Raw genomic sequence first — 17,785 nt, 5'->3', positions numbered from 1 at the left:
CTCAGTTGCCCGGAATATCGATCAACCACATTCCTGCCACCAGACAAAAACTTCCGAAAGCCATAAAACCTGCGACTAGCTTAAGGTTCATGCCTCTCATCGGCGTGGCATCGTGAGCGCTTAGGCGGTTTTGCACCAGGCAGCCGTTACGCTGCGCCACGTAAAAGATAAATATTCCAATGAGAATGAAAATAGTCGCGATCGCGCGTGGCAACCAGAACGGCTCCAGTTTGCCGAATAGCGCGTTAAAGCCTAACCCTATACCAACCGCTGCAAGCCCTGTTCGCATCCAGCCGGCAAAAGTACGTTCGTTGGCAAGGACGGTACGGTCCTCAGCCCAGTCTGTCCGGTCTTCCGCAAGGTCTGTGCGATCTTCAGCCAGTTCAATACTGTCTTTATCATTCTTGCTCATTTGACCCCCGATAATATCAGCTGAACCGCATCAACGTTTATTTTTGCATAACGTTGCAGTTATACCTAGCAGGGATCGGATCAGCCAGAATCAACCGCGGCCCGGATTAGGAGATCCGGGCCGCTTTGTTTTGGGTAGGGTTTGTAGAAACTTTTAATGAGAGGGGACCGCGGAGACCAGTACGCTGTCCCCCTCATTTGGTGTTTCAGGGTATGAAACAATAGGAACACCGATAGCTTTGCATCCCGCGTGCCAGTTTTTGTGAACTGTTATTTTTCAGATAGTTAGTTGGTTTCCGCTGTGTTAACCTTTGAATAGATGTAAGATTTTTCGACATTATGACGGAAATTTGACGGGACCGGCAGGCGCAATTGACCATTGTCAGAAATGCCAAATGCAAAATTTGATGTTTACATCCGTAGTCGACAAGACTACAACTGTAGTTATTGGCGAGTCTCGTAGGGAAAGCTTTTGCAATGGTTGAACGGATTAGCGACGCTGAACATGAAATCATGGAGGTGCTCTGGCAGCAGGCGCCGCTCACCGCCACTGAGGTTGCAGACCGGGTAGTCGTGCAGAAAGACTGGTCGCTACAAACTGTCAAAACTTTGCTCTCTCGCTTGGCAGCCAAGGCCGTAGTCGGCACGGAGCGCCAAGGCCGTAAATTTCTTTACTCACCGCTAGTTGAACGGGACACCTATTTGGCCGGTGTATCACGCAAATTTGTTGATCGTCTTTTCGGAGGGAAGGTCACACCATTGGTCGCGCATCTGGCCGAAGCAGATGAATTAACCGCGGATGATATCAGGGAAATTGAAGAGCTTTTGAGGGAGTTGAAAGCATGAGCGCCGAAATAATGGGAGACGGCCTGGGCACGTGGGTTTGGGATACGATGCTCTCGATGACATTGTTAATGGCGCTGGTGTTGCTAATACGCAAACCGGTTGCCCATTTCTTTGGGGCAAAAATTGCCTACTTGTTGTGGGTATTGCCTTTAGCGCGGCTTTTCATGCCTGGACTTACATTTACAATTGCAGCGCCTCCAGAATCCGCTGAAACTGCCGGGGCGCTTGCCGCGCCGTTGGCAGCGTCTGACCTTGGTCTCATAAGCGCGAGCGAACAGGCCGCTTCTGGCACATTCGCTTCGGTGGACTGGATGATGATCGCTGTCATTATCTGGGTCGGTGGCGCAGGCATGTTGTTTATTAGCAAGCTAGCTTCCTATTTCCAGTTTCGGGAAGATATTGTGTCAGATGGCCAGCTTGTTGGACGCCACGGCAATATCAGAATTTTGGAAACAGCGGCGGTCAGCGGGCCTTTGGCGTTCGGACTATTCCAGAAATATATCGCGGTACCCAATGATTTTTTCCGCAATTACGCGCCGCGAGAGCGTGAACTGGCGTTGGACCACGAAATTGCTCACCATGAATCTGGTGATCTGGCTGCCAACTTCATCGGCTTGCTGGTATTGTCGTTGCACTGGTGCAACCCGATTGCATGGTTTTCCTGGATTGCGTTTCGACAGGATCAGGAAACCGCCTGCGATGCACGGATATTGCAACAGAGCGGTATAGAGGCGCGCGCGATTTACGGCCGGACGATTGCGAAATCGGTGTCTGGTCATAAACTTGGACTGGCCAGTCCTTTGAACCAGAAAAACAAGATCAAGGACCGGATTAAAATGCTGGGTCAAAGCGAGAAATCTGTATTTCGCAAACGATTGGGTGCTTTGATGGTCGGCACCAGCGCGGTGGTTGTATTGCCGCTTACTGCGACAGTCAGCTATGCAGTCGAAACAGCAGAGCATGCAGATCATGAGCACGGTAATGTTCCAGCCCATAGCGCTGGCACAGCGGTGGATGTCGGTGATGACGGTGTTTTGGTGACCGAAAAGCTTGACGACGGCTATAAATATACGGTCAGCAACGAGCGCGGCGAGTTTGAATTTGAATCGGCGCACAAGCTCAAGAAGAGCGAAATTGATGAACGACTTAGCCGGATGGTTCCTTCCTACAGCAACATGAGCCTGCCGAAAGCTCCTGCTTTGTCCGACCAAGCCAATCTTGGCGGCGAGGGCGAAACTGTAAATATCACCATGCTCAACGGCTCCAAAGATTTTGCAGACGACAAGCAGTATGTCCACCGAATCAAACATGATGGCCGGACAATAGTTTTGCGGACCAACAAAAAGCTGAGCGATGCAGATGTCCGTGACATGGTTGCGGAAGCGGAAGAAGCTCGCCGAGAGGCGGAGGCTGATATCCGCGACCATGAGCGTGATATGCGTGAACACCAGCGCGAAATGCGTATGGATATGCGCGAGGTGGAGCGCGACGTTGAAGAGGCCAAACGGGAGGCTGCCCGGAGCGTGCGGGACGCAATGCGTGAATCGCAGTGGGAAGTCGCACAGAGTGTTCGTGAAGCGGAGCAAGCCGCGCGGGAAACCCAGATTGAAGCTGCGGAAGCGGTGAAAGGCAATAGAGCCAGCCGCAAAACCAGCAGCGTCTGGAGTATTGCGAACCAGATCTCGTCAATTTCGTTTGCGCCACGGCCGCCAAGAGCACCGAGCGTCCCCAAACCGCCTGTGGTTTCCCACGTGGCTCAGCCGGATTGCGAAGCAATGAACAAGCAAATTGCCTTTGGCGGTCAGAAAAATGTGATGTCGGACCGCGCTTGGGCAGTCGTGGCTGGTTGTGGCACGTTTAAAGTAGAAATCGATGAAAAGAAGCTTATGAAATTGACGTTACGTGGATTGGAGAAAGATCGCGCAGAAGCGGCAAAATGCAAAAGCAAAGACCGGCATCATGCGGAAAAAATGCGAGCTTATGACCGCGATATCAAGAAATTAAGGACCCAGCTTTCTATGACTTGACGGAGTAATACTCCTCTTCGTCCACAAACCGGCCCATTTTTCTTGTTTTATGGGCTGGATATGCCACATCAGGTCTATGGACTTTGACCCTGAAAAATTCCCGACTGGCCTTTGCGAGCAAATGGAGCCGCTGGTAGCCCGTGTGCTGGCAGGCAACCCCAGCCCCTATACCTACACCGGAACGCAGACCTACATCGTCGGCAACCAAACCGACCGGGCAGTTATTGACCCCGGTCCAGCGATTGATGAGCATATTGATGCGATTATCGCCGCTGTCGGTGATGCGAAAATATCTGCGATCATGTGTACCCACACCCATCGTGATCACAGCCCCGCTGCGGCACCTTTGGCGGCTCGAACCGGAGCGCCGATCATCGGTTGTGCGCCGCTGGTGCTGGAGGATGACGGCCCGCGAGCGGATGAAAGTTTTGATAAAAACTACAAGCCGGATCAGGTTTTGGCTGATGGTGAAACTGTTTTGGGCGATGGCTGGACAATCGAAGCGGTGGCGACGCCGGGCCATACGTCCAACCATCTGTGTCTTTCCGTGCAGGAATCGGGTGCACTGTTTACCGGCGATCATGTCATGGCCTGGTCCACCAGCGTTATCGTCCCGCCCGATGGCGATATGGCCGACTATATGGCCAGCCTACAGAAGATCTACGAGCGAGACGACAAGGTCTATTATCCCGCTCACGGTAAAAAGGTGACCAATCCTAGACAATTGGTACGCGGCATGATGGGCCACCGCAAACAGCGCGAGCGGCAGATTCTCAAGATTTTGGATGAGGGTGCAGCAATCATTCCGGACATGGTGACGAAAATGTACAAGGGTCTCGATCCGCGCCTTGTCGGTGCGGCGGGACAATCAGTGCGCGCGCACCTTATCGATTTGCAGAAGCGCAACATTGCTGACGAAACCGAAGAGGGTTGGAGCCTGAACGCATGAGCCGCAAGATGTGGGTTCCTGCAGCCTTGGTCAGCGGCATACTGCTGTTACTGGGCGCAATCTTGTGGTTACTTTTAAATCGCGTTGAAAGCAGTTTTAATCCTGACCCGGTATCGATTGCCAGCGCCAGTCTTGAAGGTTTGCGCGAACAAAACCGCTTAACGGTATTCTCGGCCAGCTATAATGCGACCGTGACCACAACGCTAACAAAGTTGGGTCTTTCCGCCCGCAAGACGCTGATTATGCCGGGTACTGTGCGCTATGAGGTGGATTTAGCGAAACTTAAGGCCGACGATGTCCGTTGGGACGCGCAAGACAATACGCTTTATGTCGAATTGCCAGCCATCGAAATAGCCCGCCCGGAAGTGCATATCGAGAAAATACAGACCTATGATGACGGTGGTTTGTTAATCGCCTTTACCGATGCCGAAGACCGGCTTGATCAGGCCAATCGCAAAAAGGCTGTGGAAGAATTGGCAACGCAAGCCAAGAACCCGCTGCAAATGCGGCTAGCGAGAGAGGCTGCGCGGCGCGCTATTCGCCACAGTTTTGCATTGCCATTGCAAGCGGCGGGCGTGGAGGTCAAAGTCGATGCTTTCTTCCCTTATGAAAAAAGTCGATATAGTGAGCAATGGGATTTATCGCGGCCGATTGCCGAGGTGCTGGCCGAAAAGAAGCAGATGGAAGACATGGAATGAAGTATTTTTGGGTCATTGTAGCTGCACTGGCTCTGTCTGCTTGTGAACAAACGCCGCAACAGGAAGTTATGTCCTCGGTTGCGGGGTTTGAACTGCCCGAGCCGATAACCAATAATGCTGTGGCAATGGCAGAGGGTCCTGATGGGCCGACCATATACAGCTTTAATGGCCTGAAATCGGGAAAGACGTGGCAGGACACGTCCAACGCCGCCTATGCCTGTGTGGTCAGCATCAAAGCTTGTGAAGCCATTACAAACGTGCCCGTTAGCGAAGGTCGTCTTGCCAGTGCCGCCGTGACTGTTGCGGGAACGATCTATGTTTTTGGTGGATATACTGTAGCGGAAAACGGCGATGAAGTTTCGACACCGGAAGTCTTCGCCTTTCACCCGGCAGACAATAGCTATACGCGCAAAGCCGATATGCCGACCCCTGTCGATGATATGGTGGCGATACCCTATCAGAACCGTTTCATCTATCTGATCTCAGGATGGCATGACGAAGGCAATGTTAGCGTCGTGCAGCTTTATGATACGCAGACGGACGCATGGACCGAGGCGACTGCGTTTCCTGGAAAACCAGTGTTTGGCCACGCTGGAGGGATAGCGGGAGACAGCATCATTGTGACCGATGGTGTCGCGGTGGTTGACAGACTGGTCGATGGAAAGCGCAAATTTGCCGCCGCAAAACTGACTTGGCGCGGGGATATTGATCCGAAAAATCCAACCGAAATCACCTGGCGGGGGTTGATGCCCATGCCGGTATAGCGCGATACCGGATGGCGGCGATTGGTGACGACAGACGCGGCAAAGTCATTTTTGCAGGAGGCGGTGACAATCCGTATAACTATGACGGCATCGGTTATGACGGGGTTCCCGCCAAACCCGGCGGGCGCTTTTTTGAGTACGATCTGACCACCGACAAATGGAAAGAGCTGGGCCAACTAGCCGAGCCGAGCATGGACCACCGTGGTCTCGTGAACGATGGAAAAAATTTCTATATTGTAGGCGGCATGGACGCCAACCAGAAAGCGGTCTCGCGGATTATGTCATTTCGGATGCCGACCAAGTAGCTCTCCGCATTTTCAAGCGAGCTGGTCGTTATAGTCTCCGCGCACGAAAGCTTCCGAAAGAGCGAATTTCTGGATTTTACCTGATCCTGTCATTGGCCATTCTTCGACCCACAACCAAAAACTTGGCGTTTTCTGTGGGGAGAGCCGTTCGCGAATAAAGGTTCGTAGCTCATTTTCATCGGGCTTTTGACCATCGACGGCGCGCATAAAACAAGCAACCAGTTCGCCATATTTGTCATCCGGGACCCCGGCTACTGCCACTTCCGCAACCATTGGATGCTCCAGCATCGCATTCTCGATTTCCGCTGGGAACAGGTTCTCGCCGCCCTTGATGATCATCTCCTTTACCCGGCCAGTGATTTTCAAATAGCCCCGCTCGTCCATCGTTCCGAGATCGCCGGAGTGTAGCCAGCCATCTTGATCAATTGCATCTGCGGTGGCTTCGGGATTGTCATTATAGCCGTGCATGACATTGTAACCACGCACACAAATCTCGCCCTGTTCGCCAATCGCGCAGACTGAATTGTCGGAAGGGTTGAGGATCGCGACGTCCATGTGCGGCAGCGGCTGACCAATGGTCTGGGTCAGGTCTTCTTCGCTGTCGTCGGCGAAGGAGAAAGTGATCCCCGGCGCGGCTTCGGTCTGGCCATAGATAACATGCACAGGCGCGCCAAAAAGGCTCCGGGCGTTTTTCGCCAGTTCCGGCGCGACCATGGCGGCCCCGCACATCATCCGCTCAACCGAACTCATATCCTTGCCGCTGCGTTTCACTTCATCGACCATAAGCACCAGCATCGTGGGCACCCCACCGGTAAAACGGGGACGCGTGCTTTCAATCGCGTTGATCATTAAGGCGGGATCGAAATAGGGCACGGATATATAGACCGCTCCAGTTGTTAGCGCGCCAAACATGAAGGCCGAACCGCCAGCATGGAAAAGCGGTGTCGGGACAAGAATGCCGTCACCCGGTTCAACGCCCCAGCGTCCCACAATATCGGCATTATTCTGCAACACGCCACCCTGCTTAAGCAATACGCCCTTGGGCAGCCCGGTCGTACCCGAGGTATATTGAATCTGCATGATATGATCGGGATGTGTCTCGCGGAGATCGACGTTTTCAGGCCCATCCAATAGCGTGTCCATATCGCTGATATCAAATTGTTGAACCGCGTTTGCGAGGCCGTAACAGGCTTCTTCCGCAACCGGACCCAGCGCCCGCCCGCGCACGGCCGATGAATGATAGAGGCCAACCGCACCCGATTGTTCGAGAACATAGCGAAGCTCGCGCGCGATATATGCGGGGTTGACGGTCACCACGGTCAGGCCAGCCAGCATCGCGGCATATTGCATCAGCACCCATTCCGGACAATTGCTCGCCCATATCGCGATCCGCGCGCCTGCCGGGTGCCGGGATGCCAAAGCGCGACCCAGCTTTTCGCAATCGGCCAGCAATTCGGCATAGGTCCAGGTCCGCCCAATGCTGGCATCTTCCAGTAATTCCTGGAGCGCTAGCTCGTTCCTGCGGGTATCCGCTTGCTCCCGCAGCAATCGGGCAACCGTCGTCTCGCGATAGGGCGTGTCGGCCCGCGCCGGAAAAAAAGATTCCGTGAGTTTGACTTGATACATAAATATCTCCCCGTTTCCGGGATCAGTTTACACAGAATCTCGCATAATGCGAAGTTCGGGGCAAGACAAACGCGCGTTTGCTTCCTATATGAAGGGAGAACCGCCGATATTCGGCAAAGGAGACGATAAAATGGACGCACGTGGTGGAGTAGGTGGCTCGTTAGCCGGAGTGGATGTGGTCGAAGAAATCAAGCGGCTTAAAACCGAACGCAATGCGATCATCCTGGCCCATTATTATCAGAAGCCGGAAATTCAGGATATCGCCGATTTTGTCGGTGATAGTCTGGAATTATCCCGCAAGGCGGCGGAAACCGATGCCGACGTGATTGCATTTTGCGGTGTGAAATTCATGGCCGAAACTGCGAAAATTCTGTCGCCGGAGAAGATCGTGGTGTTGCCCGATATGGATGCCGGCTGTTCACTGGAAGACAGCTGCCCGCCGGATAAATTCAAGGCGTTTCGCGACGAGCATCCCGATCATATCGCGCTGACTTATATTAACTGTTCTGCCGAAGTGAAGGCATTGTCGGATATTATCGTCACCAGTTCGTCCGCAGAACATATTCTCAGCCAGATCCCGCTCGATCAGAAAATCATCTTTGGTCCGGACAAGCATCTTGGCGGCTATATCGCCAAGAAAACCGGACGCGATATGCTGTTGTGGCCCGGCGTATGCATTGTCCATGAAGCGTTTAGCGAGACCGAACTCTTGAAGCTGAAAACCCAGCATCCAGATGCGCCGGTTGCCGCGCACCCCGAATGTCCGGCCTATATATTGGATCATGCGGACATGGTCGGTTCGACCAGTGCGATCCTCAAATATGCCAAGGAGTTTGAAGGCGACACGATCATCATCGCCACCGAACCGCATATCATCCACCAGATGGAAAAAGCGGTGCCGGAAAAAAACTTCATCGGCGCCCCCGGTGCGGACGGCAACTGCAATTGCAACATCTGCCCCTATATGGCGCTGAACACGATGGAAAAACTCTACGTGGCTTTGCGCGATCTGGAGCCCCGCATCGAGATGGACGAAGACCTGCGCCTGCAAGCGCGCAAATCGATCGACAAGATGATGGAAATGGCGAGCACGACCGTTGGGCAGGGTGATTTGGGGCCGACCGATTTGGCGCATGAGGATTAGCAACATGAGAACTTCAAATGTTTAGCTTTGAAGTTCGAAATGGTTACGGATCAAACAGACTTCTGATTGAGTTTGAAGCAATCCCGAATGCTCTCTTCAATCAAACGCAGTTTTCAGTCACGGTTCCATTTCTTGAGCGCCTTTTCACGGGCAATGGTGTCGCGGACATCGGCATAGGGTTCGATGTGGACCAGTCTGGTTACACCGTATTTTTTCGTAAACTCTGAACCCTTGCCGTTTCTGTGGGCGAAAATGCGGGCGGTAAGATTGCTGGTGAGCCCGATATAAAGGGTTCCGCTGCGCTTGCTGGCAAGAATATAGACATGATATCTGCGCGGCATAGTTCGATCTAACTGGGTTCCCGCCTTCGCGGGAATGACAAAGTGGGGTTACGGCTTGGCAGTTTCGGACAAGCGGAAACGCTTTCCTACATGCCGTCAATTGTGACATCATCGCCGCTGCAATGTTAGTTAGGTCACTTCTCTATCGCCCCGTCCAACCATGTTGGGAACGCTTCTTGCAACGCGCGCGTGCGGGCGCGCGCACGTACAGGGCTAACTTTCCTAAACTTTGTAATATTGTTACGTGCGGAACAAGAGTGTGAAAATGGGTGAATTCTCTCGGTCCACGACAGCTATTTCCTGCTTTCCCCTCCATGCGTTATCGGATAGCGTGACGCGATGATCGCCCGCATCCGCTCCGCCTTGCTGTCCATAAACGCCAGCTACTGGTTTTATCCGGCATTGTTCTCGACAATCGCGTTCTTCCTTTCGTTTGTCACCATCTATCTGGATCGCAATGGCGCGGCGGACTGGTTTTCTACCTATGACTGGCTCCATGTCAGTCGTCCGGCTGGCGCGCGCACCACGCTGACCGTGATTGCCGGATCGATGATCGGTGTCGCCTCGACAGTCTTCTCAATAACTATCGCAGCGGTGGCCTATGCGAGCGGCAACTATGGCCCGCGTCTGCTAACCAATTTCATGGAAGATAAAGGCAATCAGCTTTCGCTGGCGACCTTTATCGCGACTTTTGTTTACGCATTGATGGTGATCCGCACCGTGCGCGACGAGGATGAACGTGCCGCGTCGGCCGCCGATGCCGCTGCTTCGGTTTTGCCCGGTTTCACGCCGCAATTGTCCTTGCTCGTCGCGATGATCATGGCGATTTTTGCCGTTGCCGTGTTGGTCTATTTCCTCCACCACATCCCTGCGAGCATCCGAATCAACACGGTGCTCAAGGATATCGGTGAGCGACTGATTTGTGACGTAAAGGCGCGCTATCCAAGCGAAATAGAAGAACGCGAGCCGCGTGAGCAATCCCAAGGTGAACCGATAATCTCGGTGAATAAAGGCTATATTGATATCATCGATTTTGACACGCTTGATGAAATTGCGCGCGAGCATGAGGCGACTATTGCACTCAGAGTGCGCACCGGTGATTTTATCCATCCCAACGTTCCGATTGCCGAATTGTCGGGAACCGGTGCCAGCGAAGAAATATCCGATAAAATTCGCAACTGTCTGAGTACGGGTGGGATGCGGACGGCAACACAGGACCTTGAATATCTGATCGACGAATTGGTCGAGATAGCGTTGCGGGCGCTTTCACCCGGGATTAATGACCCGTTCACCGCGATCACCTCCATGCACTGGATGGGCGCGGCCCTTGCTGAACTCGGCAGCCGTGATCTGGACAGAGGCCCCGAGCAGGAGGATTATGACTGGCAGCGGGTACAGCCGCTAAGCGATGATTTTAGCCATTTTGTCGAACGGAGTTTCGGAGCGATGCGGTCGGGCGTGGCAACCAATCATCTGGCGTCGATCAATTTTCTCAACGCACTGTTTTCCGCCGCTACGTCTTGCCAATCGGACCGGCGGCTTCGCCTGATCGGCGAAGAAGCCGAAACGATGGTCAAGCAAGCACGGCACCATCTGGTAGGGCCGTCACTGGAGGAATTGGAAGCGCGCCTTGTCGAATTTAACAATATGATGGAAAGTAGCAGCAATGCCCTTCTCGCCAGACAATTTTAATCTGACAAGTTTTGATCTCGATGCCTTCGTTGCTTCGACGCTGGCCGAAGACCTCGGCCCGACAGGTCGCGATGTCACATCCGAAACTGTCATCCCCGAAGACGCCATTTTTACCGGCGTGATGGATAGCCGCCATGATGCGGTGATTGCTGGCCTTCCAATTGCGGAGGCGTTTTTCCGGCATCTCGATCCCGATGTGGATATTGAAATTCTGGTAGCTGAAGGCGAGGCAGTCGCCGCTGGCACCGATATCATGCGGCTGAAAGGCAAGGGCCGGGCGATGCTGACCGCCGAACGCAGTGCGCTGAACACCGTGCAGCATCTCACCGGTATCGCGACCATGACTAATGAATATGTTCGGCGGATTGCGGGTACGGGCTGCACCTTGCTCGACACGCGCAAAACTATCCCGGGCCTTCGGGTGCTGGAGAAATATGCGACGCGGATGGGCGGGGCGCAGAACCACCGGATGGGCCTTTGGGATGCGGCGATGATTAAGGATAATCATGTCGCGGTCGCAGGAAATATCACCGAAGCAGTGAAGCGTGCGGTTGATGCGGGGATCGAACGGATTATTGTTGAGGTGGATAGGGTTGACCAGATCGAGCCAGCTCTAGCCGCAGGCGCAACGCACCTGCTGCTCGACAATATGGAACCGGCAACATTGCGCGGAGCCGTGACACTGATCGGCGGGCGCGTGCCTACCGAGGCGAGCGGCGGCGTCACTTTGGAAACCATCCGCGATAAGGCAGAGACGGGCGTTGATTTTATTTCGGTTGGGCGGTTGACGCAGAGTGCGCCTGCTGCGGATATAGGGCTTGATTTTGAACAGGTTTGATGTTCTCCAAAGGATATTCGGGAGATGCTGAAACAAGTTCAGCATGACGGGTTTTTTGGATTGCTGTGCATGGTGGCGATCTTGCTTGCGGCATCTCCTGCACACGCCCAATCCTACCAATGCCGTGCGCCGTCGGTTCTCCAATCCGCCGCTCCGGCAAAAAAGCCGTCCAGCGAACCGCGCCGAATAAGACCCGTCAACGGATACACTCTGGCGCTGAGCTGGTCTCCTGAATTTTGCCGTCTGCGCAAGGACAGCCGCCGCGACAAAACCCAGTGCAGTGGCGATGACGGGAGTTTTGCCTTCATTCTCCACGGCTTGTGGCCGGATGCGCGTGGACCTGCCTATCCGCAATGGTGTCGTGCCACGAATGCGCTGCCGCCTGCGCTCATCAAACGCAATTTCTGCATGATGCCCTCGACCCGGCTTATGGCAAGTGAGTGGGCCAAACACGGCACTTGCATGGCCAAGCGCCCCGAAACTTATTTTAGGATATCCAGGACGATGTTTGATGCTGTGCAGTTTCCCGATATGGACAGATTATCGCGCAAGCCTCTGACTGTCGGCGCTCTACGAAACGCTTTCGCCGCTGCGAACGATGGTCTGCGTCCGGAAATGGTTCGATTGAAAGTCAATCAACGTGGCTGGCTGAATGAAGTGCGGCTGTGTTTGGGCAAGAACTTTCGGCCCACGCGTTGTCCGGCGAATATGCGCGCGTTGAAGGATGATGTGCCGGTCAAGATTTGGCGGGGGCTTGATTGTTACCCTTCAATCGTCCGTGTACCAGGATGATGTTTGTCCAGATGTTTGCGAACAATCTTGAGGTTACGGCTGTTAGACCGCCAGAAAAAGTCAAATGCATCGCCCGCCAGGGGAATAGCGCCCAGCGCAGTATCAATTCCGACATTGGCTGCCATGCGGGTGAGTTGCATCTTCGACATGCCAAGATTGCGGGCCTCCCAGACGATATAGGCACCCATCAGCGCAGTGGCGATATCACCGACGACCGGGATTAAGCCGACTAGCGAATCCAGTCCGATAGGCCTGTTGATGCCCGGAATAACAAAGGCGCGTTCGAGTATTTTTTCCATCGCTTCGACGCGATTTCGAACCGCTTGCGGATCGCGACTGACATCCGGCAGTTGCTCTGCCAGACGTTTCAACTGGTCTTCGGAAATGGCCATATTCAGCCTCCCTGTGTTAAACTACTCATACACTCAGGATATGGGTACGCCAACCAGATAATTCAATGGATGCCAGCCGCGCGGGTTCACCGCAAAGCCGCGCTGAGCGGGTTTGGCAAGCGACCAGCGCACCGGAACGCCAAGCGGAATATAGTTGTAATGATAGACTAATATTTTCTCGGCTTCGGCATAAAGACGGGCTTTAATCTGCAGATTGGTTGCCGCATCCGCCTCCTTGAGTTTGGCATCGGCGTCATTCAAGCAAACCGGTGTTTTGGCGCATGTTAGCTGGGACAAGAACCATTGCGGACTGTCATAAGGCGCAATGCTGTCGATCAGCCGCGCATCTGCTGTGGCACCATTTCCGGCTTTCCGCAGGTCCAGGCCAACCCGCCGTAAATCAGTCCGTACCCGCAGGAATAGGATATCGGCTCCGGCGGCATCGGGGAGTTGAACGGTAAGCGGTTTGATCGGGCCTTCAGATGCTTTCCAGCGCTGGACATGTTCGCGAGCAAATTGCTGGCGGGCCTCCATTGTCATGCCAGCCCAATCCGGGCGGGTATTAATGCCTTCGACATCCAGTGCTTCGGGGATGATTTTTTGACGGCTTTGCCAGCCGGTGACCTGCGGGAAAGAGGTTAAAAGTGCAGGGCGATTAATCGCCATTGCCAGTATTTCGCGGTTCTTTGGCACCGCCCAAAAACCTTCGACTTTTACAAAGAGAAAACCAAACAGGCCTGCAACCGGATCAAGACGGAGATCGTTAGTATCGATATCTGCGGCATCCAGCAGCGGCAGATGGTGAAACTTGCCGTTGAGAACTAAGTCTGTTTGCCCGGCTTGAAAGCGCGCAATGGCTTTAGCGGCATTGTCTGCGCGCATGGCTACGCGCCGGGGGTCATCCACGGGTTCGTTTTCGGTCTCAATCTCTGCTTCTTCGCCGGATTGTTCAAATGGAACCAGCGCATAAATGCCGTTCATCATAAGATCGTCCATTGGGCCAGCGCCGTGTCCGGCACGAAACAGTCCAAGTTCAGGTTGCGCCATGAGCTGCAAAAAATTGGGATGCGGTGCATTGAGCCGGATTTCTATGACGCGGCCTGTCATCGACACGATTTCTTCAATCGCGCGCAAATCATATCTCAAACGGCTGTTTTCGAGTTCCTTGATCCGCTCCTGCAGCAATTTAGCCACACGCTCGGCCGTAATCTGGCGACCATCGTTCCATTTGCCGTCGTGCAAGCGGAAAATATAACTCAGACCATCATCGGTCACAATCCAGCGTGCGGCGATGGCCGGCACAACTCGACCTTCTTCGTCAAACCCGACCAGCCCTTTGGCGACAGCAGCGCGGGCGGTTGCCGATATATAGTTTAATCGTGTTCCAACTGGCTTTATTGCTGGAGCTGTTTCCTCGATGACCGTCACGCTGGCGCGATCCTCATTCCCCGAGTAACCGCATGCAGTCAGCAGAAGTGCAGTGAGAAATCCTCCTGCGGTTTTTGCCAAGCGAGAGTAAGCGAGCGTGATCATTGGGTCTTTATACGCAGAGTATAGCTTGGATGCACATTGGAAATATTATCCTCCCATCCCGCGATGCGTTTGCCGACCAGCGAACGGGTGACGTAATAATAGAGGGGTAAAACCGGCATATCGGCCATCATCATCGCTTCTGCCCGTCGCATCAATGTTTGTCGCTCAAATGGATCGGCTGAAGCTATCGCCTGTGCAAGAAGCGCATCAAAGTCTGCATTATCATAGCCCGAATAATTGCCTGTTCCATTTGCTGTTTGATGGACCGAAAGGAAATTTTCCGCCGCCGGAAAATCGCCGATCCAGCCCGAACGGGCCAGCGTAAAATCATGGTCGCGAAGCGCGGAAAAATGCAGCGCTGCCTCACTATTGAACAGACTTGTCTGAACACCCAGCGGTTGCCACATCGCTGCCAGTGCTACGGACACCCGGCGATGTTCGGCCGAGCTATTGAAGCGGATTTCAAATTTAAGCGGATGTTTTGTTCCATAACCGGCGTCAGCGAGCAATTCTCCGGCCGCTTGCAATCGTTTTTCGCGCGGCCAGTCAACCCAGTCGGGCTTATAATCGATATCTCCGGCAAGTCCCGGTGGCAGCAACCCCCAAGCCGGCATATTGCCGATGCCGATCACCTTATCGGCAATCCACTCGCGTTCGACCGCCATTGATAATGCTATCCTTACCCTTGAATCATCAAACGGTGGCTTGCGGATATTAAACGCAAAATAATAGCTACCCAGATAGGGAACGCTATGTGCCAGGCCAGGGTGATTTTCCTTGAGCCAACGGTGACGGCTGTCAGGATAATCTGCCGAAACATCAGCGCCGCCGGCCAGTACCAGACGCATTGCTGACAGGCTGTCATCCATCGGTTTCCAGATAATAGTATCGGTCGGCGCGGGATCTTCGTGCCAGTTGGGGTTACGTTCCATCCGAGCGTGATCGTTCAGCCGCCAATCGACCAGCCGATAGGCTCCGCTGGTTATCATCGGGCGATCATTCGTCCATGTGTCGCCTGCGTTATTTATCCGGTGTAGCGGAATCGCTGCCAGAGCGGGATGCGCCAATAGCGCCGGCAAATGGGGTGCGGGCGAAGCGAGTGACACAATTAGCCGATTGTCGCTGATGGCCTTGATGCCGGAAATATTTGTGAACAGATTCGCGGTCGGCGAGGCCGTTCCGGGGGCTCTCATGCGCAGGAATATTTCTGGGAAGAGTGCGGCGTCAAACGGAGTGCCGTCTGAGAATTTCAACCCGCCATGCAGTTCGAATGTCCATCGCAGGCCGTCTGGAGAAGTCTCCCACGCTTTTGCCAAGCCCGGTTCGGCTTTCCCACGGGCATTCAGACGGGTCAGGCCTTCAAATTGATCGCTGGCAATCCGCAATGAAGACAGATCAGATATTTTTTGTGGGTCGAGACCTTTTAGCTCAGAATCGGACAAGCGGACAATTTGCTCCGGGCCGGGCGCAGAACTCCTGTCATTTTGCTGGCTGCAACCAAGCAACAGAAGTATCGCCAAAATTGGAGCCATCACACGCATAACACGACCCTAATTGTTTTTACTGGATCGACCAAGCCTAACCCTTATGCTGCCGGCCGATTAAGGAGAAAAAATCATGTCTGGTTCGCAATATGATATTGCTGACATTGGTAGATTGACCGGTGCAGCCATTCTAGCGATATTGCCACAAATTGAAGCGCGAGCAGAAGAGATTGAGGCAGCCCGGCGGATGCCTGGCGATATTGCGAAGATGCTTGCCGACGCAGGCGCGATGAATCTTTCAAAACCGGAATCTTTGGGCGGTCTGGAGTTATCTCCACTGGAATTTCTAAAAACGGTTGAAACTATTTCTGAAGCGGATGCCAGCACTGGCTGGTGCGTTATGATTGCCGTAACCTCGAGCCTGGCAAGTGCCTACATGGATCACTCAACCGCCACCGAAATATTTGGAGCCGATGATGTGATCACTGGTGGCGTATTTGCGCCAATGGGTAAAGCGGAGGATTTGGGCGACCATTACCTGCTATCGGGCCAGTGGCAATGGGGTTCCGGCAGCGCCAATTGCAGCTGGCTTGGCGGCGGTGCCATAATCTTCAAAGACGGAGAAATGCAGACTTTTGAAAATGGCGCGCCCTATCACCGCATGTTATACTTTCCGGCTAGAGCGGCTGAATTTATCGATAGCTGGCATGTTTCGGGTTTGAAAGGCACGGGCTCGGGAGACTTTGGCGTGAGCAACATCAAAGTACCGAAGGAGCGAAGCGTTTCTTTTGTTGCGGACACCCCGCGTGAAACAGGCGCCCTTTATAAATTTCCGTTATTCGGTTTATTGGCGCTTGGAGTATCCTCCGTCGCGCTTGGCAACGCGAAGGGCGCTTTGGACGAAATTAAGAGTATCGCAATACACAAGAAAACGCCCGGTGGCGGACGCGCTATGGCACAACGCGCCACTGTGCAGGTGGATATAGCTAAAGCGGAGGCTGTATTGGGCGGCGCATTCGCCTTGCTGGAAAGTGCCGTTGAAGCAGCCTGGGAGGAAGCGCAGCAGCACGATGAAATATCGCCCGATACCCGTGCCAGGTTGCGATTGGCTTGTGCCCATGCAACAGAAGTGGGCGCCGAGGTCTGCAAAACTGCTTATACACTGGGCGGCGGTGCGGCGGTTTACTCCAATAATAGTCTTCAACGCAGATTTCGCGATGCCTATGTCGCCACCCAGCACATCGCAACAGCCCCTGCGGTTTATGAACTTGCCGGCAGAATATTGCTGGATCAGCCGGTGGATATGGCGATGTTATGATTGGTGATTTGTAGTTTAGCAAATATCTATCGTTGGATAGTATGATTCATCTTAGCCCGTTGCTATCGCTTGGGAGTTTCCCTGAAAATGTCCAGCAGACATTTTCTTTTCGGGGAACTGGTGCGGACGGCGGGACTCGAACCCGCACACCCATTTCGGATAGCAGATTTTAAGTCTGCTGCGTCTACCATTTCGCCACGTCCGCACCTAGCTGACCGGACGCAAATGTCTTTGACCCCGGATGGTTTGCGACAAGCATCATTGCGCGCTCGCGGTCAAGTGCGAACGTCATCTATGTTTGATTTTTTTGATTGTCAGTTGCGGTCTAGCGCTTGTTCAACCGTTCGCGAATTTCTTTGCCGGGCTTGAAATAGGGTACACGCTTTGCCGGTACCTCAACAGATTCTCCGGTGCGCGGGTTTCTGCCAATACGCGGTTCGCGCTGGCGGGTCGAAAAAGCGCCAAATCCGCGAAGCTCCACACGCCCACCGCTAGCAAGCTTCTGGGTTATCTGGTTAAAAAACAGATCAACGATTTTTTCTATCTCATCCGGCTTTAGCTCAGGGTTTTCTTCAGCCAGTATATCAAGCAATTCAGAACGTATCATCGGTATGCCTTTCGAGTC

18 protein-coding genes and 1 tRNA gene are annotated in these 17,785 nt (G+C 53.6%); 11 read left to right on the top strand and 8 right to left on the bottom strand.

The genetic code is table 11. From position 1 onward, the window contains the following. Nucleotide 1: 1 nt before the first annotated feature. Nucleotides 2-412, bottom strand: coding sequence for a YidH family protein (locus HF685_RS05955; protein WP_168818720.1), 411 nt, complete (start codon nt 410-412; stop codon nt 2-4). 476 nt (nt 413-888) lie between these two features. On the opposite strand from HF685_RS05955, the gene HF685_RS05950 reads away from it, so the two are divergent. The 6 genes from HF685_RS05950 to HF685_RS05925 all read left to right on the top strand — a co-directional run bounded on the left by HF685_RS05950 (nt 889) and on the right by HF685_RS05925 (nt 6,000). Then, nucleotides 889-1,257: a BlaI/MecI/CopY family transcriptional regulator gene (locus tag HF685_RS05950; RefSeq protein ID WP_168818719.1), complete on the top strand. Its 369-nt coding sequence runs from the start codon at nt 889-891 to the stop codon at nt 1,255-1,257. Then, entirely contained in the window at nt 1,254-3,284 is a 2,031-nt protein-coding gene (locus HF685_RS05945; protein WP_168818718.1) for a M56 family metallopeptidase, read from the top strand. The genes HF685_RS05950 and HF685_RS05945 overlap by 4 nt, the downstream gene beginning before the upstream one ends. Nucleotides 3,285-3,360: 76 nt before the next feature. Beyond that, nucleotides 3,361-4,233, top strand: a complete 873-nt coding sequence (locus HF685_RS05940; protein WP_168818717.1) for an MBL fold metallo-hydrolase — start codon at nt 3,361-3,363, stop codon at nt 4,231-4,233. Then, a complete protein-coding gene (locus tag HF685_RS05935; protein ID WP_168818716.1) occupies nt 4,230-4,931 on the top strand; it encodes a DUF4230 domain-containing protein in 702 nt (233 codons plus the stop codon). The genes HF685_RS05940 and HF685_RS05935 overlap by 4 nt, the downstream gene beginning before the upstream one ends. Then, nucleotides 4,928-5,695 carry a Kelch repeat-containing protein gene (locus HF685_RS05930; RefSeq protein WP_168818715.1) on the top strand — a complete coding sequence of 256 codons (768 nt, stop codon included), beginning with the start codon at nt 4,928-4,930 and terminating at the stop codon, nt 5,693-5,695. Before HF685_RS05935 ends, HF685_RS05930 begins: the two co-directional genes overlap by 4 nt. 11 nt (nt 5,696-5,706) lie before the next feature. Continuing rightward, on the top strand, nt 5,707-6,000 hold the full coding sequence (locus HF685_RS05925) for a Kelch repeat-containing protein (RefSeq protein ID WP_168818714.1): 294 nt from the start codon (nt 5,707-5,709) through the stop codon (nt 5,998-6,000). A gap of 12 nt (nt 6,001-6,012) precedes the next feature. Here HF685_RS05925 and HF685_RS05920 read toward each other — a convergent pair whose 3' ends face one another. Then, nucleotides 6,013-7,626, bottom strand: coding sequence for a class I adenylate-forming enzyme family protein (locus HF685_RS05920; RefSeq protein WP_168818713.1), 1,614 nt, complete (start codon nt 7,624-7,626; stop codon nt 6,013-6,015). 130 nt (nt 7,627-7,756) lie between these two features. On the opposite strand from HF685_RS05920, the gene nadA reads away from it, so the two are divergent. Further along, complete coding sequence (gene nadA / locus HF685_RS05915) at nt 7,757-8,770, top strand: quinolinate synthase NadA (protein ID WP_168818712.1); 1,014 nt, start codon at nt 7,757-7,759, stop codon at nt 8,768-8,770. Nucleotides 8,771-8,883: 113 nt separating this feature from the next. Here nadA and HF685_RS05910 read toward each other — a convergent pair whose 3' ends face one another. Further along, nucleotides 8,884-9,111 carry a GIY-YIG nuclease family protein gene (locus tag HF685_RS05910; protein WP_168818711.1) on the bottom strand — a complete coding sequence of 76 codons (228 nt, stop codon included), beginning with the start codon at nt 9,109-9,111 and terminating at the stop codon, nt 8,884-8,886. Nucleotides 9,112-9,450: 339 nt separating this feature from the next. On the opposite strand from HF685_RS05910, the gene HF685_RS05905 reads away from it, so the two are divergent. Genes HF685_RS05905 through HF685_RS05895 form a run of 3 tightly spaced genes read left to right on the top strand, consistent with a single transcriptional unit; the run spans nt 9,451 to nt 12,433 of the window. Beyond that, on the top strand, nt 9,451-10,803 hold the full coding sequence (locus HF685_RS05905) for a DUF2254 domain-containing protein (RefSeq protein WP_168818710.1): 1,353 nt from the start codon (nt 9,451-9,453) through the stop codon (nt 10,801-10,803). Beyond that, nucleotides 10,778-11,641: a carboxylating nicotinate-nucleotide diphosphorylase gene (nadC, locus tag HF685_RS05900; protein ID WP_168818709.1), complete on the top strand. Its 864-nt coding sequence runs from the start codon at nt 10,778-10,780 to the stop codon at nt 11,639-11,641. The genes HF685_RS05905 and nadC overlap by 26 nt, the downstream gene beginning before the upstream one ends. Nucleotides 11,642-11,665: 24 nt before the next feature. Continuing rightward, entirely contained in the window at nt 11,666-12,433 is a 768-nt protein-coding gene (locus HF685_RS05895) for a ribonuclease T2 family protein (protein ID WP_246218777.1), read from the top strand. Here HF685_RS05895 and HF685_RS05890 read toward each other — a convergent pair. The 3 genes from HF685_RS05890 to HF685_RS05880 are packed head-to-tail and all read right to left on the bottom strand — an operon-like array spanning nt 12,403 to nt 15,899. Then, nucleotides 12,403-12,825, bottom strand: a complete 423-nt coding sequence (locus HF685_RS05890; protein WP_168818708.1) for a DUF4112 domain-containing protein — start codon at nt 12,823-12,825, stop codon at nt 12,403-12,405. The genes HF685_RS05895 and HF685_RS05890 overlap by 31 nt on opposite strands. 33 nt (nt 12,826-12,858) lie before the next feature. Continuing rightward, nucleotides 12,859-14,358 (bottom strand): ABC transporter substrate-binding protein, encoded by a 1,500-nt coding sequence (locus HF685_RS05885; RefSeq protein WP_211051388.1) that lies wholly within the window; start codon nt 14,356-14,358, stop codon nt 12,859-12,861. Next, on the bottom strand, nt 14,355-15,899 hold the full coding sequence (locus tag HF685_RS05880) for a peptide ABC transporter substrate-binding protein (RefSeq protein ID WP_168818706.1): 1,545 nt from the start codon (nt 15,897-15,899) through the stop codon (nt 14,355-14,357). Before HF685_RS05880 ends, HF685_RS05885 begins: the two co-directional genes overlap by 4 nt. A 76-nt stretch (nt 15,900-15,975) precedes the next feature. On the opposite strand from HF685_RS05880, the gene HF685_RS05875 reads away from it, so the two are divergent. Continuing rightward, nucleotides 15,976-17,160 carry an acyl-CoA dehydrogenase family protein gene (locus tag HF685_RS05875; RefSeq protein ID WP_168818705.1) on the top strand — a complete coding sequence of 395 codons (1,185 nt, stop codon included), beginning with the start codon at nt 15,976-15,978 and terminating at the stop codon, nt 17,158-17,160. 118 nt (nt 17,161-17,278) lie between these two features. Here HF685_RS05875 and HF685_RS05870 read toward each other — a convergent pair. Continuing rightward, nucleotides 17,279-17,365: transfer RNA gene (locus HF685_RS05870), tRNA-Leu, on the bottom strand. 120 nt (nt 17,366-17,485) lie between these two features. Beyond that, nucleotides 17,486-17,767 (bottom strand): integration host factor subunit beta, encoded by a 282-nt coding sequence (locus HF685_RS05865; protein ID WP_168818704.1) that lies wholly within the window; start codon nt 17,765-17,767, stop codon nt 17,486-17,488. Nucleotides 17,768-17,785: the final 18 nt, after the last annotated feature.

Origin of the sequence: Parasphingorhabdus halotolerans (assembly GCF_012516475.1) — a bacterium.
Taxonomy (GTDB): Bacteria; Pseudomonadota; Alphaproteobacteria; order Sphingomonadales; family Sphingomonadaceae; genus Parasphingorhabdus; species Parasphingorhabdus halotolerans.
The sequence above is the reverse complement of the archived record's forward strand: the minus strand, read 5'-3'. Positions and strand labels throughout refer to the sequence as shown.